Genomic DNA, 22,416 nt, shown 5'->3' with positions numbered 1-22,416 from the left:
GCGATTCCTGAAGGGTAAAACGGGCGCAGGAGTATAGAGTTCCTGGCGCCCGCTGTCCCCTCTCTAGGCAGTGCTAGCGCACCTTGCCGCTCTCCAGCTTGAGCTCTTCCTTGGCGAAGTCGTCGACGTCGATCACCCGGCGCCGCGCTGCTTCGGCCGCTTGCAGGCGTTGACCCTGTTCGCCGTCGAGGATGCCAGCAGCGATCGCCGCTTCGATCACGTTCTGGCCTGGCGCCGGTTGCAGGCTGCCGTCCTTGAGTGCCTGGTGCAGGCGCTTGCGCGCGTCCTGGCTGGCCTGCACCAGGTTCAGCGCATACTGCAGGGCGCCAACCGAGTCCTGATCGGCCTGCGGGCGATAGCAGCCTTCCAGCACCGACTCCAGGGCCGGGTCGCCGGCCTGGCGACCGATGATCGCGGCCACTTCGGCGTCCAGTTCGTCGCTCGGGCCTTGGTGGCGGCGGCCCAGCGGGAACACCAGCACTTTCAGCAGGCAGCCGAACAGACGGTTGGGGAAGTTGCTCAGCAGGTTATCCAGCGCTTGCTCGGCGTGGTAGAGGTTTTCCTCCATGGCCCAGCGCAGCAGCGGGCGAATGGCTTCCGGGTAGTCCAGGTCGTGGTAGCGCTTGAGCGCGGCCGAACCCAGGTAGAGGTGGCTGAGCACGTCGCCGAGGCGGGCGGACAGGCGCTCGCGGCGTTTCAGGTCGCCGCCGAGCAGCATCATGCTGCTGTCGGCGCACAGGGCGAAGGCCGCCGCTAGGCGGTTGAGGGCACGGTAGTAGGGCTGGCTGAGGTCGTCACCGGGTACCTGGCCCAGGCGATTCAACGTCAGGCCAAGCAGGAAGCTGCTGGCGGCGTTGCTGACGGCGAAGCCGATATGGCTCATCAGCAGCGAGTCGAACTCGGCTAGCGCCTGATCCTTGTCCTCGCGGTCGGCCAGGGCCATTTCCTTGAGTACGTAGGGATGGCAGCGGATGGCACCCTGGCCGAAGATCATCAGGTTGCGCGAGAGGATGTTGGCGCCCTCGACGGTGATGAAGATCGGCGCGCCCTGCCAGGAGCGGGCCAGGTAGTTGTTCGGGCCCATGATGATGCCCTTGCCGCCGTGCACGTCCATGGCGTGACCGATGCACTCGCGGCCGCGTTCGGTGAGGTGGTACTTGAGGATCGCGGACAGCACCGATGGTTTCTCGCCCAGGTCGACGGCGTTGGCGGTGAGGATGCGCGCACTGTCCATCAGCCAGGCGTTGCCGCCGATGCGCGCCAGGGCCTCCTGAATACCCTCGAAGGCCGCCAGCGGCACGTTGAACTGCTCACGCAACTGGGCGTACTGGCCGGTGGCGAGGCTGGTGAACTTGGCGGCGCCGGTGCCGACCGCCGGCAGGGAGATGGAGCGACCGACCGACAGGCAGTTCATCAGCATCATCCAGCCCTTGCCGAGGTACTCCTGGCCGCCGATCAGGTACTCCAGCGGAATGAACACGTCCTTGCCCGAGTTCGGCCCGTTCATGAAGGCAGCGCCCAGCGGCAGGTGGCGACGGCCGATTTCCACGCCGGGGGTATCGGTGGGGATCAGCGCCAGGCTGATGCCGAGGTCTTCCTTGTCGCCCAGCAGGTGATCCGGGTCGTAGGCCTTGAAGGCCAGGCCGAGCAGGGTGGCCACCGGGCCGAGGGTGATGTAGCGCTTCTCCCAGTTCAGGCGCAGGCCGATCACTTCCTCGCCGTTGTACTGGCCCTTGCAGATGATCCCGGTGTCCGGCATCGCGCCGGCATCGGAGCCGGCCAACGGGCCGGTGAGGGCGAAGCAGGGGATGTCGTCACCGCGCGCCAGGCGCGGCAGGTAGTGCTGACGCTGCTCATCGGTGCCGTAATGCAGCAGCAGTTCCGCTGGGCCGAGGGAGTTGGGCACCATCACGGTGGAGGCCAGGTCACCACTGCGGGTCGCCAGTTTCATCGCCACCTGCGAGTGGGCGTAGGCAGAAAAGCCCTTGCCGCCGTATTCCTTGGGAATGATCAGGGCGAAGAAGCCATGCTGCTTGATGTGCTCCCAGGCTTTTTCCGGCAGATCCATCTCCTGGCCGACCTGCCAGTCGCTGATCATGGCGCAGAGCTCTTCGGTGGGGCCGTCGATGAACGCCTGTTCCTCTTCGGTCAACTTGGCCTTGGGGTAGGCCAGCAGTTTGTCCCAGTCGGGCTTGCCGCTGAACAGTTCGCCGTCCCACCACACGGTGCCGGCTTCGATGGCGTCGCGTTCGGTCGCCGACATCGGCGGCAAGACGCGCTGGAACCAGGCGAACAGCGGGCTGGTGAACAGCCGCTGGCGCAGGTCGGTCAGCAGGATGAATGCGGCGACGGCGCCGGTGACGATCCACAGCAACAGTTGCAGCCAGACAGGCACTGGGCTGAACAGGGCCATGGCCAGCAGGTAGGCTGCGGTGATGCCGAGGGCGGGGCGGGCAGCGGTGCGGCTATGGGCCAGGTAGGCGACCCCGAGCAGCAGAACCAGCAACCAGATGACGAGCATGTGCATTCCTCCATGATTCGAGCGGGCGGCGCCCCGAGCATAGACCTAAATGGCGGCAGGGGCGGTGAGCTTGGCCGGATCGTCGTGAACGTCGCGCAATTGGCAGGTTTAGACTGAAGTGAACTTCAGGAGTCCCGCCATGCAGACCTACCTACGCCCCGGCCGCTTCATTGACAGTGACCACCCAGCGGTAATCGAGTTCGCCGAACGTTGGCGCGGCACGTCACGAGAACCGCTCGGTCAGGCTGTGGCTCTTTATTCCGCAGTGCGTGACGAGATCCGCTACAACCCCTATGCCTTCAGCCTCGATGCGCAGACCCTGAAGGCCAGCCAGGCCCTGGCGGCGGGGGAGTCCTACTGTGTGCCCAAGGCCAATCTGCTCGCTGCCTGTGCCCGGCATTGCGGTATTCCCGCGCGTATTGGCCTGGCCGACGTGCGCAATCACCTGTCGACGCCGCGTCTGCTGGAACTGCTGCGCAGCGAGGTGTTCGCCATGCATGGCTACACCGAACTGTATCTGGACGGGCGCTGGGTCAAGGCCACGCCGGCGTTCAACGAGGCGCTATGCCGGGTGTTCAAGGTGGCGCCGCTGGAGTTCGACGGCGTGCATGACAGCGTCTTCCACCCCTACAACGACCAGGGTGAGCGCTACATGGAGTACCTGGTCGACCACGGTCAGTTCGAGGATCTGCCGGAGCAACTATTCTTTGATCACCTGCGCGGCTGCTACCCGCATCTGTTCGAGTCCGGGGCGCTGCAGCTCGGTGGTGATATGCAGCGCGAGGCCAGTGTTATCGACTGAGTCGATAATCAAGATCGCCAGGATGGCCTTTTCTCTGCGCGCCAGGGTCGGTAGGGTGCATGCCAGTGAGGAGCGGATGAAACACCAGGTTGCAATCGCCGGTGTCCGCCCTCATCTATAACGACCTCACTCTCGCGCGGGAAATCCCATCTTCATGAGCTCCGCCCTGACCATTCGCCAGTTGACCAAGACCTACGGAAACGGCTTCCAGGCCCTGCACGGCATCGATCTGGACGTCGCCGAAGGTGACTTCTTCGCCTTGCTCGGCCCTAATGGCGCCGGCAAGTCCACCACCATCGGCGTGCTTTCCACGCTGGTGAACAAGAGCGGCGGCACGGTCAGCGTGTTCGGCCATGACCTCGACCGTGAACCCTACGCGCTCAAGCGCTGCCTGGGCGTGGTGCCACAGGAATTCAACTTCAACCAGTTCGAGAAGGTGTTCGACATCGTCGTCACCCAGGCCGGCTACTACGGCATTCCGCGCTCCATTGCCAAGGAGCGCGCCGAGCAGTACCTGACCCAACTCGGCCTGTGGGACAAGCGTGACGTGGCCTCACGCGAGCTTTCCGGTGGCATGAAGCGCCGGCTGATGATCGCTCGTGCCCTGGTGCACCAGCCGCGCCTGCTGATCCTCGATGAGCCGACCGCCGGGGTGGACATCGAGTTGCGCCGCTCGATGTGGAGCTTCCTCACCGACCTGAACAAGCAGGGCACCACCATCATCCTCACCACCCACTATCTGGAGGAGGCTGAGCAGCTCTGTCGCAACATCGGCATCATCGACCACGGTCGTATCGTCGAGCTGAGCAGCATGAAGGATCTGCTTAAAAAGCTGCACGTCGAGACCTTTCTCTTCGATCTCAAGGATTCCTACAACACAGTACCGCCGCTGCAGGGCTATCCTGCGCGCCTGATCGACCATCACACCCTGGAGGTGCAGGTGGAGAAGAGTCAGGGCCTGAATGCGCTGTTCCAGCAGCTGGCACAACAGCAGGTCGAGGTGCTCAGCCTGCGCAACAAGAGCAATCGCCTGGAGGAGCTGTTCGTCTCCCTGGTGGAAAAGAATCTGGCCAAGGTGGCGCAATGACTTCTCAGTACCTCAACAGCGAGTTCACCGCCAACCTGGTGGCCCTGCGTACCATCGTTCATCGCGAGGTGCGCCGTTTCGTGCGCATCTGGCCGCAGACGCTGCTGCCGCCAGCGATCACCATGGTTCTGTACTTCGTCATCTTCGGTAACCTGATCGGCCGGCAGATCGGCGACATGGGTGGCTTCACCTACATGGAGTACATCGTACCGGGGCTGATCATGATGTCGGTGATCACCAACAGCTACGGCAACGTGGTGTCGAGCTTCTTCGGCAGCAAGTTCCAGCGCAACGTCGAGGAGCTGCTGGTGTCACCGGTGTCGCCGCACACCATCCTCATCGGCTTCGTCGTCGGTGGCGTGCTGCGAGGGCTGGCCGTGGGTTTCATCGTCACGCTGCTGTCGTTGTTCTTCACTCACTTGCAGGTGCATCACCTGGGCGTGACGGTGCTGGTGGTACTGCTGACCGCGACCATCTTCTCCCTCGGTGGCTTCGTCAACGCGGTGTATGCCCGCAACTTCGACGATATTTCCATCATCCCCACCTTCGTGCTGACGCCGCTGACCTACCTGGGCGGGGTGTTCTACTCCATCACCCTGTTGCCGCCGTTCTGGCAGACGGTGTCGCTGGGCAACCCCATCCTGCATATGGTCAACGCCTTCCGTTACGGGATTCTCGGGGTGTCCGACATCCGTATCGGCGTGGCCATCGGCTTCATGCTGCTGGCGACCGCCGCACTCTATACGCTGTGCATCCGTCTGCTGGTCAGCGGTCGTGGCATGCGTCAGTGACGCTTTTGTGGGAGCGGATTCATCCGCGATTTTAGCGGCGCAAGCCGCGGCTACAGGTTTGCGTCATCCGGACTACGGTTGACGCTCGCGGCTGAAGCCGCTCCTACGGGATGTGCTGGCGACCGAAAAAACATAGCGAAATAACTTGCGCACCTGTCAGTGACGCGACAGCCGGTTAGACTCCGCCTCTACCGAGAAAAAGGGGCTGATCATGACCGTGCTGTTACGTGCTCTTCCATGGTTGTTGCTGGGTGCATTCGCTCTGCCAGCGAGCGCAGCCGAAGGGCCGATGGTCGAGGTCGTGGCGGTGCGGCAAATGGAAGTACGCGACGAACTGATCACCTTCGGTTCGTTGCGCTCCGACGAGTCAGTGATGATTCGCCCGGAAGTGGAGGGGCGTCTGGCAACTCTGCATTTTCGCGAAGGGCAGGCGGTGACGACCGGCGACCTGCTGGTCAGCCTTGACGATGCCATCACCCGCGCCGAATTCGCCCAGGCTCGCGCCAATCTTGACCTCGCGGAAAAGAACCATCAGCGCGCGCAGATGCTGTTCCAGCGCGGCGCCAGCAATGCTCAGGCGCTCGACGAGGCGCAGAGTCAGCAACAGGCCGCGCGCGCCAGCCTGGCGCTGGCCCAGGCACGACTCGACAAGACCCAGATCAAGGCGCCCTACGATGGCGTGCTCGGCCTGCGCCAGGCCAGCGTCGGCGACTACCTCAGCGCGGGGCAGAACATCGTCAACCTGGAAGTGCTCGACCCACTCAAGGTCGATTTCCGTATTCCGCAGAAGGCCGTGGCCCAGGTGCGTCTGGGGCAGACTGTGGAAATCACCCTCGATACTTATCCGGATGAACGCTTTCGCGGCGAGATCTTCGCCATCAACCCGCGCCTGGACGAAGCCGGACGTAGCCAGGCGATCCGCGCGCATATCGGCAATGACGACCGTCGCTTACGCCCAGGCCAGTTCGTGCGGGTTTCGGTGATCCTAGAAGAGCGGCCGCAAGCGTTGGTGATTCCGGAAGAGGCGGTGATGCCGCAGGGCGACAAGCTGCTGGTCAACCTGGTGGTCGACGACCAGGTCGAGCGCCGCGAGGTGGTGCTGGGTAAGCGCTTCGACGGCCTGGTGGAAGTGCGTGAAGGATTGCAGGGCGACGAAACCGTCATCAGCGCCGGCTGGCAGCGCGTGCGTGAAGGCCTGAGCGTGCGCACCAAGAGCGGGGAGCGTCAGCCGTGACGCTGTCAGATGTCTGCATTCGCCGGCCGGTATTCGCCACTGTTCTATCGCTGATCGTGGTGCTGCTGGGCCTGATGGCCTACGACCGCCTCAACGTGCGTGAATACCCCAATATCGATGTGCCCATCGTCACCGTGCAGGTCACCTATCCCGGCGCTAGCCCGGAGATCATGGAGTCGCAGGTGGCGCAGCCGGTGGAGGACGTGCTCTCGGGTATCGAGGGCCTGGATTTCGTCACGTCCATCAGCCGCGCGGAAAATACCCAGATCACCGCGCAGTTCCGTCTTGGCCGCAGCGCCGACGAAGCGGCCAACGACGTTCGTGATCGCCTCGGTCGGGTGCGCAACCTGCTGCCGGACGAGGTGGACGAACCCATCGTGCAGAAGGTCGAGGCCGACGCTCAACCGGTGGTGTGGATCGCCTTCCACAGTCAGCAGCACAGCGCCATGGAGATCACCGACGTGCTGGAGCGGGTGATCAAGGATCGCCTGCAGACCATTCCTGGTGTCTCCGAAGTGCAGGTGCGCGGTGCGCGTACCTTCTCCATGCGGATCTGGCTCGATCCGGAGAAGCTCGCCGCGCACAACCTCACCGTGCAGGACGTGGAAGACGCCCTGCGTCGGCAGAACGTGGAAATCCCGGCCGGGCGCATCGAGTCGCGCGAGCGTGAGTTCAGCGTGCTGTCGGAAACCGATCTGCGCACGCCGGAGCAGTTCAACGAGCTGATTCTCGACGATTCGCAGGGCTACCTGCTGCGGCTGTCCGATGTCGGTCGCGCCGAGGTGGGGCCGCGCGACGAGCGCACCGTGGTTCGCTTCAATGGCTTGCCGGCGGTGACTCTGGGTCTGGTCAAACAGGCCACGGCCAACCCGCTGGACATTTCCGATGGCCTCGAAGCCGCTTGGCCCGACGTCAAGGAGTTGCTGCCTGATGGCATGAACATGACGGTGGCCAACGACAACTCGCAGTTCATCCGCGAATCCATCGACAACGTCTTCACCACTATCTGGGAAGCGGTGGCACTGGTCATCCTGATCATCTTCATCTTCCTGCGCTCGCTGCGCGCGACGCTGATCCCGCTGGTGACCATTCCGGTGTCGCTGATTGGCGCCTTCGCCCTGATGTCGCTGATGGGTTTTACCATCAACACCCTGACCCTGCTGGCCATGGTGCTGGCCATCGGTCTGGTGGTGGATGACGCCATCGTCATGCTGGAGAACATCCACCGCCATATCGAGGCGGGCATGAAACCCATGCAGGCGGCCTTCAAGGGCAGCCGCGAGATCGCCTTCGCGGTGATCGCCATGACCCTGACCCTGGCGGCGGTGTTCGCCCCCATCGGTTTCATGCAGGGCACCACCGGCAAACTGTTCACCGAGTTCGCCTGGACGCTGGCCGGCTCGGTGCTGGTGTCCGGCTTCGTCGCTCTGACCCTGACGCCGATGATGTGTGCGGTGCTGCTCAAACCGCATCAGCACAACGAGCAGCATGGCCGGGTGTACAACCTGATCGAAGGCTTTCTCAACGGCCTGACCTACAGCTACAAGCACAGCCTGGATCGCGCCCTGCGCGCCTGGCCACTGGTGCTTGGCGTGTTGCTCGGCGCCTTCGTGCTGTGCGCCTGGCTGTTCGGTGGCCTGCGCTCGGAGCTGGCGCCGACCGAGGACACCGGCACCATCGTCGGCGTGTTCAACGGGCCGGACGGCGCCACCATTGATTACACGGCGCGCTATGCCCGCGAGGTAGAAGCGGCCTATGCCAGCATTCCCGAGACCAATCGCTACCTGATGATCGCCGGCTTCCCCACGGTGGCGCAGGGTATTTCCTTCATGAAGCTGGAGGATTGGGGCGAGCGCTCGCGCAGCCAGTTCGATATTCGTAATGAGCTGTTACCGCAATTGCAGGACATCGCCGGCATGCGCGTCACGCCGGTCAATCGTCCGCCGCTGGGGCAGAGCGCGCGCAACCAGCCAATCAACTTCGTCATCCGCTCGTCCATGGAGTACGCCGAACTGCAGGGCTATGTCGACCAACTGATGGAGCGCATGCGTGATTACCCGGGCCTCGAAGGTCTGGACAGCGACCTCAAGCTCAACTCGCCGCAGCTCAAGATCACCGTCAACCGCGAGCAGGCAGTGGCGGTCGGCACTGATGTGTCGGTGATCGGTCGCAGCCTGGAAAGCCTGTTCGGCAGCCGTCAGGTCACCCGTTTCAAGCAGAACGGCGAACAATACGACGTGCTGGTGCAGCTGCAGGACATCGACCGCAGCAACCCGCAGGATCTGGATCGCGTCTATGTGCGTGACCGTGACGGCGGCATGGTGCAGCTATCCAACCTGATCGAGGTTCGCGAAACCGTGGCGCCGCGCGAACTCAACCACTTCAACCAGCTGCGTGCGGTGACCATCAGCGCCAACGTCGGTACCGGTTACACCCTGGGTGAGGCCCTGAATCATCTGGAGGCGGCTGCGCGCGAGGTGTTCCCGCCGGAGACGCAGTACGACTACACCGGCACCTCGCGCGATTTCAAGGAATCCAGCTCGGGCATTCTGCTGATCTTCGCCCTGGCGCTGGCCTTCATCTTCCTGGTGCTGGCGGCGCAGTTCGAGAGCTTCAGCGATCCGTTGATCATCCTCTTCAGCGTGCCGCTGTCGATGGCCGGCGCCTTGCTGGCGCTGAAGCTGTTTGGTGGTACCTGGAACATCTATTCGCAGATCGGTCTGGTGACCCTGATCGGCCTGATCACCAAGCACGGCATTCTGATCGTCGAGTTCGCCAACCACCTGCTGCGTGAGGGCAAGGCGCTGCGCGAGGCGGTGATCGAAGCTTCGGTGCAGCGCCTGCGGCCGATCCTGATGACCACCGGCGCCATGGTGCTGGGTTCGCTGCCCTTGGCCATTGCCACGGGGGCGGGGGCCGAAAGCCGCCAGCAGATTGGTCTGGTGATCGTCGGTGGGCTGCTGGTCGGCACCTTCTTCACGCTTTATGTGATCCCGACGCTGTACCTGTTGCTGCGTCGCTGGGCGCCGCTGCGCAAGATCGAGGACGAGCAGGTGGCGGTCTGAATCCTGTAGGAGGCGCTTTAGCGGCGAGCTTTTGAGGCAGTCGCGGCTGCGACTGCAGGGATGCAGGAGGTAGAGCGAAGCAGGATGCCCGAGCCGAAAGCCCCTACCACGGGGCACTGCGTTACTGATTGTTGTGGTAGGAGCGAGCTTTGCTCGCGAAGCTTCTTGCTGTAATGCAATTCGCGAGCAGAGCTCGCTCCTACAGGTGGCCGGCGTCATGCTTCGCGGGTGCGACGTCGCGCTCAACCCGCTAAACTCGCGCGGTTTTCGCCACCCTGGATCGCGCACCATGCAGCACCCCGCCGAACACTCCCCGCTGGGTAAGTCCAGCCAGTACATCGCCGAGTACAGCCCCGAGCTGCTGTTCCCCATCTCGCGCGCCACCAAGTGGGCGGAACTGGGCCTCGACGGTGCCAGCCTGCCGTATCAGGGCGTGGACTACTGGAACTGCTACGAGCTGTCCTGGCTGTTGCCGTCTGGCAAGCCCGTGGTGGCGATCGGCGAGTTCGCCATCCCGGCGGATTCGCCGAACATCATCGAATCCAAATCCTTCAAGCTCTACCTCAACTCACTGAACCAGACGGTATTTGCCAGTTGGGATGAGCTACAGGCGACGCTGGCGCGCGATCTGTCGGCGGTGGCCGGCAAGCCGGTAGTGGTGCGCCTGCGCTCGCTGGACGAGGTAGCGGGAGAGGGCGTGGCGACGTTGCCGGGCCAATGCATCGATGAGCTGGAGGTCAGCGTCAGCCAGTACGACCACCCGCAGCCGGAGCTGCTGCGCTGCGATGCCGAGCGGGTGGTTGAGGAGAGCCTGCACAGCCATCTGCTCAAGTCCAACTGTCCGGTGACCGGCCAGCCGGATTGGGGCAGTCTTGTCGTGCAGTATCGTGGTGCGGCGCTGGATCACGCCAGCCTGCTGGCTTATCTGGTGAGTTTCCGTCAGCACGCGGACTTCCACGAGCAGTGCGTGGAGCGCATCTTTCTCGATCTGCAACGTCTGCTACAGCCGCATTCCCTGACCGTTTATGCGCGTTACGTGCGCCGCGGTGGTCTGGATATCAACCCCTATCGCAGCACCGCCGCCATCGCGCCGGACAACGGGCGCCTGGTACGCCAGTAGCCTATGAAAATGCCGCCAACCCGGAAGGGGTGGCGGCACTTGGGTAATGCCCCGGTTGTAGCCGGGGATGGGGCGTTCAGATACCCATGTTGGCCAGGCTCTGCATGATGTTGCGCAGGGTTCCGGCGAGTGTCGGGTGGCTGGCTTCGAAGCGTTCCACTGCTAGGTTGACGCCATCGACCAGTGTCGCATCGGGCGCTGCTGCGGCTTCGCGCGCCAGTTGCACTTCGATTTCCTGGGTCAGAAGGTAAAGCGATGCCCGTTCTTCTTCGCTGAGCGGCGTGTCCTGGGCCAGGTGCTGGTGGAGGGCTTCCAGTTGCTGCTGCAGGTCATTCGCTGGCATAGAGTTCTCCCTTATCGAATAGGCATAGGCATTGACCCCTGGCGCTGCCGGAAGTTTTCAGCCCGTACCTGCAGGGTAATTCAAGCACGCTGGCTTTGCCTGACGCGGGTCAAATGTGTCAGGGCTTTTCACCTTTCTGCCGACGTAGCCCGATGTCTTCGAGGCTGGCGTCTATCGCCTCTAGATGGTCGACCACCGAATGCACGCCTAGCCGGTAGAGCAGCAGCGTGGCTTCGGCGCGCAGGCGTTCCTGCTCGCTCGCGTTCAGTGCCTGCCAGTCGCTCAGGGCGTAACCACACAGCGGGCCGCAGGCGGCCAGGCCGATCGTCCAGCAGCCGGCATTGAGTCCGGCTTGTAGCAACAGTGGGTTGCCACTGACCACAATGCAGCCATCCAGGCGCTGCACTTCCAACTGGCTCAGGGCCTGCCAGCAACCGTCTGGAGCCGGCCAGGGCCTGGTTTGGCGCGTGAGCACGGCTTCGACAGGTGTCGGCAAGGCCTCGGCCAAACGCAGACTGGCATCGGCGGGCAGGGCATCGAGCCAGGCGCAGGGGATGCCGTCGGCGTGTAGAGCGGCCAGCAATTGAGCTGCGCCGGGTGTCAGTTCGCTATGCTCGCCGGCCACTTCGCTCAGCGTCTGCTGCAGATCCTGCAACTGGGCAGGGATGGGAGTCGTTCCCAGCATGCTGGCAAGGGCCTGTTCGGCCGTGCTGGCGAGGGCAGGGCGTTCGCGTTGCGGATGCAGGCGCTGCAACGCGACTGGCAACGTACGGGCACCGAAATCGACCAGGCAGCCGGAAAGCTCGAAGATCAGGGCGGTTGGGGAGGCGTGGGGCATGAGGTCATCCGTGGCAGTGGCCTCGTCCAATCTAGCGCCAGCGGATGACCGCAATATGACCGTCAGATGACGCTGAACAAGGCGCGCACATGCTCAGGCAGCGCCACGGAATTCCCTTTGGCATGATCGATCCATACCAGCTTGCAGTAGCCCTCGCCGTAGACCGTCTGTGGATCTTCCACGGTCGTCAGCCTGTGCTCGACCACCAGGCTGCTGCGACCGACCGCGCCGGCGCGCAACTCGACCACTACGGTGGCTGGGTGCACCACGGGCTTGAGATAGGTGTGCTGAGTCTGCAGTACCACTGGGCCCAATGGCACGTTGCTCATCGGTACGCCAGCCAGTTCGAACCAGGCGACCCGAGCCTCTTCAAGGTATTGCATGTAGATGATGTTGTTGACGTGCCCGTAGCTGTCCATATCACCCCAACGTACGGGGATACGCGCAGTGTGTAGCAGAGTCTTATCGGTCATCGCATTGTTCGCTATGCTGCCCAAGCGGGGCTCCAGGCTTTATACTACGCGGTCTTCGGGCCGCTGGCGGTGGCCACATTAATTTCCCTCAAGGAGAGATTTCAATGCATGTGTTCGGTGCTCGCTGGATCGCGCGCCTGGGTAGCCTGATGGCGCTCGTTGGCCTGAGCTTGATGCCTGCCGTGAGCCAGGCCGCTTCGGAAGAAGATCCTTGGGAAAGCTTCAACCGCCCGATCTTCCGTTTCAACGATACCCTCGATACCTATGCGCTGAAACCGATCGCGCAGGGCTACCAGGCCGTAACCCCGCAGTTTCTGGAAGATGGCATACACAATGTCTTCGGCAACATCGGCGACGTGGGCAACCTGGCCAACAACGTGCTGCAAGGCAAGCTGCATGACGCCGGTGTCGATACCGGTCGCCTGATCTTCAACACCACCTTCGGCCTGCTGGGCTTCTTCGATGTGGCCAAGCACATGGGCCTGCAGAAGAATGACGAGGACTTCGGCCAGACTCTGGGCGTCTGGGGCGTGAATAGCGGCCCGTATCTGGTGATTCCGTTCCTTGGCCCCAGCACCGTGCGCGATGCCACCGGCAGAGTGCCGGATAGCCTGCTGACGCCGTATCCGTACATCGACCATGTGCCGACTCGTAATGTCACTCGTGGTGTCAATGTGATCGATACCCGCGCGAGTCTGTTGTCGGCCGAGCGTCTGATCAGTGGCGACAAGTACATCTTCATCCGCAACGCCTACCTGCAGAGCCGTGAGTTCAAGGTCAAGGACGGCGAGGTCGAAGACGACTTCTGATACGTCAGCCATGAAAAAAGGCGGCCTCTGGCCGCCTTTTTCGTTGCTATTGGTTTCAGCTCATCGACAGGATGGCCAGCCCCAGAGACTGCCGGCCATCGTCCAGATCAGCGATGCGAACCACTTCGGCCTGGGCATCCAGGCCGGCCAGTTCGCTATGGTCGGACGGGATGTGGACGCGCACTTTGTCACCCATGCTCAAGCTGACGTTCGCCTCGATTTGCATGCCGGTACTCGACAGATCCAGGCACAGTGCCGATGTTTCGCCACCAGCGTGGTGCAGAGTGACTGGCGCTTCCAGTCGCATGCGGATGAAGTCGCGTTTCTCGCTGTACGCTCGATCGTTCTGACTCATGGACGCCACCCTCTTCTTATGATCTTTCCCGCGGCACTTATAACCCTCGCCGATTTACCCTGTAAAGCCGCCGAACGACGACCGGCGCCGGCTTGAATCGGCAGGCGGATGGGAGTACCGTCTGCCCCTTGAAATTGCCCTGGCACCCCTTTGCGGCGCTGCGCCTCGGCTGCAACTCAATTGCTCCGGCGCAGTTTGCCTGGATTACCCATGCACAAAACCAGTGCCACTCTGCTGATCATCGACGACGACGACGTCGTGCGTGCGAGCCTCGCGGCCTATCTCGAGGACAGCGGCTTCAAGGTTTTGCAGGCCAACAACGGTCTGCAGGGGCTGGAAGTCTTCCAGCAGGAAAGCCCCGACCTGATGATCTGTGACCTGCGTATGCCGCAGGTCGACGGTCTTGAGCTGATTCGTCGTATCAACGCTTTGGGTGTGGATGTACCGGTTATCGTCGTGTCCGGCGCGGGCGTGATGAATGACGCGGTAGAAGCCTTGCGCCTGGGGGCAGCCGATTACCTGATCAAGCCTCTGGAAGACCTGGCAGTACTCGAACACTCGGTGCGCCGCGCCCTGGATCGTTCGCGCTTGCGCGTGGAGAACCAGCGTTATCGCGAGAAGCTGGAAGCTACCAACCGCGAGCTGCAGGCCAGCCTGCATCTGCTGCAGGAAGACCAGAACGCGGGGCGTCAGGTGCAGATGAACATGCTGCCGGTGACGCCCTGGCAGGCCGATGGCCTGACCTTTGCCCACCAGATCATTCCGTCTCTGTATTTGTCCGGCGATTTCGTCGACTACTTCCGTATAGACGAGCGGCGTATCGCTTTTTACCTCGCCGATGTTTCAGGGCATGGCGCTTCGTCTGCGTTCGTCACCGTACTGCTCAAGTTCATGACCACGCGCCTGCTCTACGAATGGCGTCGTGGCGGTACGCTGCCTGAGTTCAAACCCTCCGATGTGCTCGGGCACATCAACCGTGGCCTGATCAACTGCAAGCTGGGCAAGCACGTGACCATGCTGGGTGGGGTGATCGACGAAGAAAGCGGCCAGTTCACTTACAGCATCGGCGGGCACCTGCCATTGCCAGTGCTGTTCGAAGGTGGCCAGGCACGTTACCTGGAGGGGCGCGGGTTGCCTGTCGGTCTGTTCGAAGAAGCAGAGTACAGCGACCACGTAATGGCGCTACCCGAGTCTTTCAGTCTTACGCTGTTGTCCGACGGCATTCTCGACCTGCTCCCAGGCGACACGCTAAAGGACAAGGAATTGGCGTTGCCACAACTAGTTAGCCAGGCCGGCGGCAGCCTAGACGGTTTGCGTCAAGTTCTCGGTCTGGCCAATCTGGGCGAGATGCCGGATGATATCGCCTTGCTGGTGTTGAGCAGGAACCTTGCATGAATCCTGGGATAAGCCCCGGTCGCATCCAATTCGCCGAGCAGGATGGAACCTTCGTCCTGAAGTTCGTCGGTGAAGTCCGCCTGACCTTGTGTTCGGCGCTGGATGCCACGATTGAAAAGATTTTTACCGCGTTGAATTTCTCGGCCATCGTCATCGACCTGACCGAGACCCGCAGTATCGACAGCACGACCCTCGGTCTGCTGGCCAAACTGTCCATCCTATCCCGGCAGAAGGTAGGTTTGTTGCCGACCGTGGTCACCACTCACGACGACATCACCCGCCTGCTCGAGTCCATGGGCTTCGATCAGGTGTTCAACATCGTCGAAGGCCCTGCGCCGTGCCCGGATTGTCTGGATGATCTACCGTCGCAGGATCAGTCCGAGGAAGTGGTCAAGGCCAAGGTGTTGGAGGCTCACCGCATCCTGATGGGGCTTAACGACTCCAACCGGGCCGCCTTTCACGACCTGGTGAGTGCGCTGGAACGCCACTGACCGCTTTCCTGGTAGGGTGCGCTGTGCGCACCGACTCTCATTCCTCCAAAGGGGCGCCCGCCTAAGCCGGCGCCCCTTCTTCGTTTCAGGCTTTGGCGCTGAGCAGTGCTTCGAGCTTTTCCTGATCGCGGGCGAACAGGCGAATGCCTTCTGCCAGTTTCTCGGTGGCCATGGCGTCTTCGTTCATGGCCCAGCGGTATGCGCGTTCGTCGAGGCTATGCCGAGCCTCGCCGGCTGCCCCAGGCGTCAGCACGCGCTCCAGTTGGCCCTGGTCATCGGCCAGCTTCTGCAGCAGATCCGGGCTGATGGTCAGGCGGTCGCAACCGGCCAGCGCCTCGATTTGCCCCTGGTTGCGGAAGCTTGCGCCCATCACCACGGTCTCGTAGGCGTTGGCCTTGTAGTAGTCGTAGATGCGCGTCACCGAGCGTACGCCCGGATCTTCGCTGCCGGCGTAGTCGCGGCCTTCGGCCTTCTTGTACCAGTCGTAGATGCGTCCGACGAAGGGCGAAATGAGGAACACTCCAGCGTCGGCACAGGCCTGAGCCTGGGCGAAGGCGAACAGCAGGGTGAGATTGGTCTGGATGCCGGCTTTCTCAAGCTGTTCGGCGGCGCGGATGCCTTCCCAGGTCGAGGCGATCTTGATCAGTACCCGTTCGCGGCCGATACCGGCCTGGTCGTAAAGGCCGATCAGGCGTTCGGCGCGGCGCAGGGTGGCGTCGGTGTCGAAGGACAAGCGTGCGTCCACTTCGGTGGAAATGCGCCCGGGAATGACCTTGAGAATCTCCTGGCCGACAGCGACGGCGAAATGATCACACGCCAGGCCCAGGTCACCCTGGCCGGCGCCCACGGCCTGTTGCAACAGGTCGGCATAGCGCGGCAACGCCGCGGCTTTGAGCAGCAGGGACGGGTTGGTGGTGGCGTCCACCGGTTGCAGGCGTGCGATGGCGTCGAGATCACCGGTGTCGGCGACCACGGTGGTGAACTGCTTGAGTTGTTCCAGCTTGGAGGTCATGACGAGGCCTTGTCGTTGCGGATGATGTGACCTTACCCGAGGCGCCCTGGGCGCTCAACGGGCGCTTCACTGACAATATTTACCTTTTGGGTATGCGTTTTTTCCCGGCTCGTTCGTCTTTATTGAAGAGACACTGAAAAATACCCGAAGCCAGTGGAGTCCGGCTTTCGTAAAGCAGCCAAGGAGCCCGAACATGTCGACCCAGCACAACTTGCCTCGTTCCCTGAATCACGCAGAGAGTGGCCCGGACAGCCGTCAGTGCCGCGCCTTGCTGCAGGCCGTCGGGTTGCGCTTCAGCATGCCGCGGCAGAAAGTGGTGGAGGCGCTGTACGGTGCCGACGAGGACGAGGGGATTTCCAGCCGTGAGTTGCACCAGCAACTGAGTGAGGCCGGCGAGCCGCTGTCACTGGTGAGTGTGCGTCAGGTACTGCGGCGTATGGAGGAAGGCGGCATGATCCAGGCGACCGGGCGTAGCCGCTATCGCCTGACGGTTTCGGCTCAGTGCCCGCGCAGCAGTTCGGCGGCTTGATCGAGCAGGCCGAGCGGATCCTGCACCTTGTGGATGTCCACCGACAGCAACTGACGGAAGCGTCGTGCGCCAGGGAAGCCCTGGGCCAGACCGAGCACGTGACGACTGACGTGATGCAGGGTGCCGCCGTCGCGTAGGTGTTGTTCGACGTAGGGTTTGAGGGCGAGCAGGGCGTCCATGCGGGTGATGGGCGTCGCCTCGGCAGCGAACAAGCGATTGTCCACCTGCGCCAGCAGGAAAGGGTTGTGATAGGCCTCGCGACCGAGCATCACACCGTCGAAGGTCTGCAGGTGCTGCTCGCATTCTTCCAGCGTCTTGATGCCACCGTTGAGGATGATCTCCAGATCCGGGAAGTCCTGCTTGAGCTGGGCGGCGATGTCATAGCGCAGCGGCGGGATTTCGCGGTTTTCCTTGGGTGACAGGCCTTCGAGAATGGCGATGCGGGCGTGCACGGTAAAGCTGCGGCAGCCGGCTTCGCGCACCTGGCCAACGAAGTCGCACAGTTCTGCATAGCTGTCGCGACCGTTGATGCCGATCCGATGCTTGACCGTGACCGGGATGCTCACGGCGTCCTGCATGGCTTTCACGCAATCGGCTACCAGCGCGGGATGGCCCATCAGGCAGGCGCCGATCATGTTGTTCTGCACCCGGTCGCTGGGGCAGCCGACGTTCAGGTTCACTTCGTCATAGCCGTGTGCTTCGGCCATCTTCGCGCAGGTCGCCAGATCCTGCGGGTTGCTGCCACCCAGTTGCAGCGCGATGGGGTGCTCGCACTCGCTGTAGCGCAGGAAACGCTCACGGTCGCCATGGATCAGCGCGCCGGTGGTGACCATCTCGGTGTAGAGCAGCGCATGGCGCGACAGCTGGCGCAGGAAGTAGCGGCAGTGACGGTCGGTCCAATCCATCATCGGTGCCACGGAGAAGCGGCGAGACAGTGTAGGGCGCGTGGTTGCTGGCTTGGAGGGTGATTCTATGGGCATTTCGGCTCGTCTTGTTTGCTGCTCGTTTTCGCCCGTTTCCGCTTGTTTTTGCAGGGTCACTGGTACAATGTACCGGCTCCATCAGCTCATGTACCAAATCCAGAATGGCAACGATCAGGAAGCGGAAGCGCAAGGACGGCAGCTACGGTTACACGGCGCAGATACGCATCATGCGGGACGGTGTGCAAGTCTATCAGGAAAGCCAAACCTTCGACCGGCAGCAGACTGCCAAGGCGTGGGTGGCCAGGCGTGAGTCTGAACTGGCTATGCCGGGTGCTATAGAGCGAGCAAACCGCAAGGCCGCGCTGCTGCGGGACATCATCAAGCAGTACATTGATGAATCGCAGGTGCCACTGGGCAGAACGAAGCTGTGGACGCTCAATGCGATCAGTGAGACGTGGCTCGGCGATCTGACTGATAGCGAGATCACCAGTCAGAAGCTGGTGGACTATGCAAAGTGGCGCCTGAGCGCAGAGGGTGGTGCAGTTCAGGCCCAGACGGTGGGTAATGATCTGTCGCACATCGGCTCCGTGTTGTCGGTAGCTCGGCCGGCATGGGGAAATGAGATTGACCCGCACGCGATGCAAGACGCCAGGCGGGTGCTGCGCAAGCTCGGAATGGTCAGCCGCAGTAATGAGCGAGATCGCCGGCCGACGCTTGAGGAGTTGAGCTTGTTGCTCGAGTACTTCTTCGAAGTGCTCACCCGCCGACCGAGTTCGCTGCACATGCCGAAGCTAGTGGCCTTTGCCATTTTCTCAACGCGGAGGCAGGAGGAGATCACGCGGATCCGCTGGGACGATCTGGATCGCCAGGGCCAGCGCGTTTTGGTGCGTGATATGAAAAACCCGGGGCAGAAGATTGGTAACGATGTGTGGTGCTATCTGCCTGATGAAGCAATGAGCATCATCGACAGCATGGATGTGCTGGCCCCGGAGATATTCCCCTACAACAGCAAAACCATCAGCACGGTATGGACGAATGCCTGCAAGTTTTTGGGGGTGGAGGATCTGCACTTCCATGACCTGCGGCATGACGGGGTTAGCAGGTTGTTTGAGATGGACTGGGATATCCCGAGGGTTTCCAGTGTGTCGGGGCATCGGGACTGGAACTCGATGCGGCGTTACACCCACCTGAGTGGACGTGGCGACAAGTATGCTGGTTGGCCCTGGCTGCCGCGAATCAATGAGTCAAAAGCCCTGCGAGGGTATCTGAGAAAAGGGGGCTAAACGCCCCCTTTTAGCTGGCCTTCTTGAAGCGGCCGTGCAGCTTGTCATTCTCCGCAACTGCTTTGGCGCGCTGGGCGTCGAGGTAGTTGGCCAGGTCGCTCAGGTGAACGCCCTTGGCCGCTTTCTGGCTGCCTTCGATGCGGGTGATGGGTAGATCGATTTCGCCGGCACCAGCTTTGCGCAGCAGCTTCTCCGGTGTGAGGTGGGAGAAGTAGTCCTCGCACACTCGCTCGAGGGGGATGATCGCGGCCCCGTTGTATTGAGCCATCAGCAAAAATGCCGTGTTCATGCGGCCTCCGACTGCTTGCGCCAGGCGCCGAAGGCCTCGAAGATGCGCGATGCCTCGGCGGTGGTGAGGGTGGCTTGGTAGGGCATGGCGATCCATGCCATGCCTAAGAGGTGCTTGGGATTGCACCGAGCTTTCAGCTCGATCGAGCGTGGCTCGATCGAGCGTGGCTCGATCGAGCGTGGCTCGATCACGTCGATCAGGCTTTCGGCGCGGTAGATGCCATCCAGTGCCAGTTCTTCGCTCTTCATGTAGGGCTCGGCGTTGTCTGGCCGGTGCAGGCCGGCTAGGTAGATCGTCCAGCGGTACGGCCTTTCGGTGATGGCATCGACTAGGGCGACACGGCTGTTGCTGGTGACCAGCGTGCCGTTCTTCCAGTTGATGATGGTCTGCAGCTCGATGTGCTCGACATCGAGCACGGCCACGTGGTTGCTGCGCAGCATCGACCGGTAGTAGTTGGCCAGGCGTGCCTGGTGGTTGTAGGGCTTGCGCTGGCTCATGCGGCGTCCTCACTCTTGATGGCATTGCAAGGCGAATGCTGCTGCTCCCACTCGCGAAACCTGGCCATTGCCAAGGGCTTTAATTCTGTCCACCCGATGGGCCACCCCATGAGCCACTCGACCCAGTTCGGGTTCAGCTGGCCATTCTCGATCGAGGTCGACACTTGAGCCGAAAGCTTCGGCTCGCCTCGGCTGTTGAACTTGCCCCTTGGCCTGCTCATAGCGTCGTCCGCGACCGGCGTTTGCCATTCCTTCACGGCACTGCTGAGCCCCCAGCCGGCTTTCTTGCTCATCCCGGGTTGGTTGTGATTGCCATGCACTGTTGGTGTGGGCCACAAGCCAGAGTCGGTCGCGTTGATGGGGCGCTCCAAGGTCGGATGCTGATAGACGTAGCCAGCTCGCGTCATACCCCAGTTGGGCAAGGTCACTGATGACCACGGCAAGGCCTCGTCCCACAAGCATCGGTGAGTTCTCCACGAAGACGAAGCGAGGCAGAACCTCACCGACGATTCGTGCCATTTGTTTCCACAGGCCTGATCGGCTGCCATCGATGCCGACGCCGGCGCCGGCTGCTGAGATGTCCTGGCACGGGAAGCCGCCAGATACGACGTCAACAAGGCCTCGCCATGGTCTGCCGTCAAAACTGCACACGTCAGACCAAATCGGGAAAGCTGGGAGGCATCCATCGTTTTGTCGTTGCGCCAGAACTTGTGCTGGGTAGGCATCACGCTCAACGGCGCAGAGGGTTCGCCATCCGAGCAGGTGCCCGGCGAGTATTCCGCCACCAGCGCCCGCGAAAAGAGCCAGCTCATTCACTGTGCCCCCTTGAAAATCTTCGTCATGCCGTAGTCCACCGAGCGACCGCGCAGCAGCAGTACCTTGGTCAGCTTGCGGCGGTCGTTCTGGCTGTGGCTGGCCTGGCGCAACAGGCCGAAGTCGGTGACGGCTGTGGCGACTGCCTCTCGGCCATTGCCGATTGCTCTGGCGTGCTTCCAGTCGACGAGCACCTGTAGTTCAAGGTGCTCGATATCGAGCACCGCCACGTGGTTGCTACGAAGTAGCGACCGGAAGTAGGTGGCCAGGCGTGCCTGGTGGTTGTAGGGCTTGCGCTGGCTCATGCCGCCTCCTGTTCGTCATCATCAGATGCGCCGTCGTAGCAGGCGCCGCACTGGGGCGGATTGGGCAGCGCTTGCTGCGCTGCCTGGTGTAGGTGGGGGTTGAAGGCGGTCATGCGGCGACCTGCTGGACATGGTGGCAGAGGGCCGGCATGCTCCGCTCATGTTCTAGTTCGGCGAGGTTATAGGGATGTGGTACGAGCGTGTCTGGCATTGGATGAGGGAGCGTCTGACGATCACAGTCCCTGGTGTTGTCGCTATCTTCGCGGGCGCCTACATCTTGATGCTGGCTGTGAATGCTGGAGTTGTCGGAGCCGCTTGGGTGCAAGCGGTTGGCTCGGTTGCTGCGATACTGGCCGCAATCTGGGTTTCGCAGATCCAGCATCAAAGGCAAGTTGAGCATCATCGCCGCCAAGCAATTGATAGCAACTACAAGCGTACTCGCCGGCTGCGAGTATTCATTGAGCACGTGCGAGCCTACATAGCTCATTATGAAAAAATGGGACTTTCCACGCGCCCCGCTGAAAGGCCTTATCACGATCAGCAGATGGCTGGCTTTCAGGCACTCTTTGGCCAATTGCTTCTCGACGAGGATGATCTGACTAGACAGGGGATACTTAGTGAACTGTCTAATCACCTCTACACAGTTCAAGGTTCTTACATACCTGGACGTCCAGAACGCACCAGTGTTGATGCTCAACTCGCAGCTCTTGCCGAACAGTTGAGTACTCAATGGCATTGACGTGCACTTAGGCTCCGTAAAACAGTCACTGACATTGAGCTGACCAACATGAGAAGCCAGAAGGATTGGTTGATAGAGAGGGTTGTGATTTTCCTTGGCGTGCTGTTGGCCATGGGCAGCCTGGTGTGGTTGCTGGTTGGTTCGGTCGCTTACTGGGTGAAGCACGGGTGGCTGCCAGCCGATACGTCTGGTTGGGTTCAGGCGCTGGGCGCATTGCTGGCCGTGGCCGTTGCTATTGCTGTGCCGGCCTGGCAGAAGCGGCATGAGATGAAGTTGGCGGAGCTGCAAGAGAGGCGTCGCCGCATTGATAGTGTCAACGCTGTTCTTTCGCTCACGCAGCATCTGATGGGGCACTTCGAAAGCGCTGCAGGCAAGCTGGAAAAATCCTACAGTTTCTCTAGTGATAATCCTAGGTATGAGGCAATGCTGGCCCTTGCGCGTGTAACACGCAGCTGTGTTGACCTTGACCTGGTGGTCTTCGGAAACGAAATGGTCTCGTTTGTCCTCCCAATCAAAAGTGCCGCTATCTACGCAGTGGAAATTGCCGAAAAAAAGGCTCTTTACACTCCCGAGTTCGAAGCGGTTGCGTTGGAGTACCGTAAACACTCGAAGCTGCTCCGAGCGCAGGAGGAGCAACTGATCGACTACTTCGATTCGCTGGAACGCTACTAACGTCATGCTGCCACCGGCGAAGTTGTCGAT

At 61.8% G+C, this 22,416-nt stretch carries 24 protein-coding genes; 13 read left to right on the top strand and 11 right to left on the bottom strand.

Going from position 1 to position 22,416, the window contains the following annotated elements:
* Positions 1-73: 73 nt before the first annotated feature.
* Positions 74-2,521, bottom strand: a complete 2,448-nt coding sequence (locus C7A17_RS00270) for an acyl-CoA dehydrogenase (protein WP_106736035.1) — start codon at positions 2,519-2,521, stop codon at positions 74-76.
* A 139-nt stretch (positions 2,522-2,660) separates the two neighbouring features.
* On the opposite strand from C7A17_RS00270, the gene C7A17_RS00265 reads away from it, so the two are divergent.
* From C7A17_RS00265 to queF, 6 genes are all read left to right on the top strand, one after another.
* Positions 2,661-3,323: a transglutaminase-like domain-containing protein gene (locus C7A17_RS00265; RefSeq protein WP_106736032.1), complete on the top strand. Its 663-nt coding sequence runs from the start codon at positions 2,661-2,663 to the stop codon at positions 3,321-3,323.
* Between the two features lie 154 nt (positions 3,324-3,477).
* Positions 3,478-4,410: an ABC transporter ATP-binding protein gene (locus tag C7A17_RS00260; protein WP_106736031.1), complete on the top strand. Its 933-nt coding sequence runs from the start codon at positions 3,478-3,480 to the stop codon at positions 4,408-4,410.
* Positions 4,407-5,201, top strand: coding sequence for an ABC transporter permease (locus C7A17_RS00255; RefSeq protein WP_106736028.1), 795 nt, complete (start codon positions 4,407-4,409; stop codon positions 5,199-5,201). Before C7A17_RS00260 ends, C7A17_RS00255 begins: the two co-directional genes overlap by 4 nt.
* A 211-nt stretch (positions 5,202-5,412) precedes the next feature.
* Positions 5,413-6,435 carry an efflux RND transporter periplasmic adaptor subunit gene (locus C7A17_RS00250; RefSeq protein WP_106736026.1) on the top strand — a complete coding sequence of 341 codons (1,023 nt, stop codon included), beginning with the start codon at positions 5,413-5,415 and terminating at the stop codon, positions 6,433-6,435.
* Positions 6,432-9,500 (top strand): efflux RND transporter permease subunit, encoded by a 3,069-nt coding sequence (locus C7A17_RS00245; RefSeq protein ID WP_106736024.1) that lies wholly within the window; start codon positions 6,432-6,434, stop codon positions 9,498-9,500. The genes C7A17_RS00250 and C7A17_RS00245 overlap by 4 nt, the downstream gene beginning before the upstream one ends.
* Before the next feature lie 289 nt (positions 9,501-9,789).
* Complete coding sequence (queF, locus tag C7A17_RS00240) at positions 9,790-10,620, top strand: NADPH-dependent 7-cyano-7-deazaguanine reductase QueF (RefSeq protein ID WP_106736021.1); 831 nt, start codon at positions 9,790-9,792, stop codon at positions 10,618-10,620.
* 76 nt (positions 10,621-10,696) lie between these two features.
* On the opposite strand, the gene C7A17_RS00235 is transcribed toward queF, so the two are convergent.
* The 3 genes from C7A17_RS00235 to C7A17_RS00225 form a co-directional block, all read right to left on the bottom strand.
* Positions 10,697-10,963 (bottom strand): DUF4404 family protein, encoded by a 267-nt coding sequence (locus C7A17_RS00235; RefSeq protein ID WP_106736019.1) that lies wholly within the window; start codon positions 10,961-10,963, stop codon positions 10,697-10,699.
* Between the two features lie 118 nt (positions 10,964-11,081).
* Positions 11,082-11,801 (bottom strand): phosphatase, encoded by a 720-nt coding sequence (locus C7A17_RS00230; protein WP_106736016.1) that lies wholly within the window; start codon positions 11,799-11,801, stop codon positions 11,082-11,084.
* A 62-nt stretch (positions 11,802-11,863) separates the two neighbouring features.
* On the bottom strand, positions 11,864-12,274 hold the full coding sequence (locus tag C7A17_RS00225) for an acyl-CoA thioesterase (RefSeq protein WP_106736015.1): 411 nt from the start codon (positions 12,272-12,274) through the stop codon (positions 11,864-11,866).
* Positions 12,275-12,378: 104 nt separating this feature from the next.
* On the opposite strand from C7A17_RS00225, the gene C7A17_RS00220 reads away from it, so the two are divergent.
* Entirely contained in the window at positions 12,379-13,083 is a 705-nt protein-coding gene (locus C7A17_RS00220) for an MlaA family lipoprotein (RefSeq protein ID WP_106736014.1), read from the top strand.
* Positions 13,084-13,138: 55 nt separating this feature from the next.
* Here the strand turns inward: C7A17_RS00220 and C7A17_RS00215 are convergent, their stop codons facing one another.
* A complete protein-coding gene (locus tag C7A17_RS00215; RefSeq protein WP_106736013.1) occupies positions 13,139-13,438 on the bottom strand; it encodes a PilZ domain-containing protein in 300 nt (99 codons plus the stop codon).
* 210 nt (positions 13,439-13,648) lie between these two features.
* Between C7A17_RS00215 and rssB the strand changes: the two genes are divergently transcribed.
* Positions 13,649-14,833, top strand: a complete 1,185-nt coding sequence (rssB, locus tag C7A17_RS00210) for a two-component system response regulator RssB (protein ID WP_106736012.1) — start codon at positions 13,649-13,651, stop codon at positions 14,831-14,833.
* An 8-nt stretch (positions 14,834-14,841) separates the two neighbouring features.
* Positions 14,842-15,324 carry an anti-sigma factor antagonist RssC gene (gene rssC / locus C7A17_RS00205; RefSeq protein ID WP_106742645.1) on the top strand — a complete coding sequence of 161 codons (483 nt, stop codon included), beginning with the start codon at positions 14,842-14,844 and terminating at the stop codon, positions 15,322-15,324.
* A gap of 85 nt (positions 15,325-15,409) precedes the next feature.
* Here the strand turns inward: rssC and tal are convergent, their stop codons facing one another.
* Positions 15,410-16,336, bottom strand: a complete 927-nt coding sequence (tal, locus tag C7A17_RS00200; RefSeq protein WP_106736011.1) for a transaldolase — start codon at positions 16,334-16,336, stop codon at positions 15,410-15,412.
* 193 nt (positions 16,337-16,529) lie between these two features.
* Between tal and C7A17_RS00195 the strand changes: the two genes are divergently transcribed.
* Positions 16,530-16,865 (top strand): transcriptional repressor, encoded by a 336-nt coding sequence (locus C7A17_RS00195; protein WP_106736010.1) that lies wholly within the window; start codon positions 16,530-16,532, stop codon positions 16,863-16,865.
* Here the strand turns inward: C7A17_RS00195 and dusA are convergent.
* Positions 16,835-17,773: a tRNA dihydrouridine(20/20a) synthase DusA gene (dusA, locus tag C7A17_RS00190; protein ID WP_394337058.1), complete on the bottom strand. Its 939-nt coding sequence runs from the start codon at positions 17,771-17,773 to the stop codon at positions 16,835-16,837. The two genes, C7A17_RS00195 and dusA, sit on opposite strands and share 31 nt — an antisense overlap.
* 176 nt (positions 17,774-17,949) lie before the next feature.
* On the opposite strand from dusA, the gene C7A17_RS00185 reads away from it, so the two are divergent.
* Positions 17,950-19,071 (top strand): tyrosine-type recombinase/integrase, encoded by a 1,122-nt coding sequence (locus C7A17_RS00185; protein WP_106736008.1) that lies wholly within the window; start codon positions 17,950-17,952, stop codon positions 19,069-19,071.
* Positions 19,072-19,081: 10 nt separating this feature from the next.
* Here the strand turns inward: C7A17_RS00185 and C7A17_RS00180 are convergent, their stop codons facing one another.
* Genes C7A17_RS00180 through C7A17_RS00165 form a run of 4 tightly spaced genes read right to left on the bottom strand, consistent with a single transcriptional unit; the run spans position 19,082 to position 20,975 of the window.
* Positions 19,082-19,360, bottom strand: a complete 279-nt coding sequence (locus C7A17_RS00180) for a pyocin activator PrtN family protein (RefSeq protein ID WP_106736007.1) — start codon at positions 19,358-19,360, stop codon at positions 19,082-19,084.
* Complete coding sequence (locus tag C7A17_RS00175; protein ID WP_106736006.1) at positions 19,357-19,857, bottom strand: hypothetical protein; 501 nt, start codon at positions 19,855-19,857, stop codon at positions 19,357-19,359. The genes C7A17_RS00180 and C7A17_RS00175 overlap by 4 nt, the downstream gene beginning before the upstream one ends.
* A gap of 9 nt (positions 19,858-19,866) precedes the next feature.
* Positions 19,867-20,673 (bottom strand): DNA cytosine methyltransferase, encoded by an 807-nt coding sequence (locus tag C7A17_RS00170; RefSeq protein WP_106736005.1) that lies wholly within the window; start codon positions 20,671-20,673, stop codon positions 19,867-19,869.
* A complete protein-coding gene (locus C7A17_RS00165; RefSeq protein WP_106736004.1) occupies positions 20,670-20,975 on the bottom strand; it encodes a hypothetical protein in 306 nt (101 codons plus the stop codon). Before C7A17_RS00165 ends, C7A17_RS00170 begins: the two co-directional genes overlap by 4 nt.
* Positions 20,976-21,162: 187 nt before the next feature.
* On the opposite strand from C7A17_RS00165, the gene C7A17_RS26680 reads away from it, so the two are divergent.
* A complete protein-coding gene (locus C7A17_RS26680; protein ID WP_158704625.1) occupies positions 21,163-21,714 on the top strand; it encodes a hypothetical protein in 552 nt (183 codons plus the stop codon).
* A gap of 48 nt (positions 21,715-21,762) precedes the next feature.
* Positions 21,763-22,386 (top strand): hypothetical protein, encoded by a 624-nt coding sequence (locus tag C7A17_RS00155; RefSeq protein WP_106736002.1) that lies wholly within the window; start codon positions 21,763-21,765, stop codon positions 22,384-22,386.
* Positions 22,387-22,416 lie beyond the last annotated feature (30 nt).

The organism is Pseudomonas mendocina (genome assembly GCF_003008615.1).
GTDB classification, from domain to species: Bacteria; Pseudomonadota; Gammaproteobacteria; order Pseudomonadales; family Pseudomonadaceae; genus Aquipseudomonas; species Aquipseudomonas mendocina_C.
Note: the sequence above shows the minus strand (reverse complement) of the source record. Positions and strands in the feature narration are given on the sequence as shown.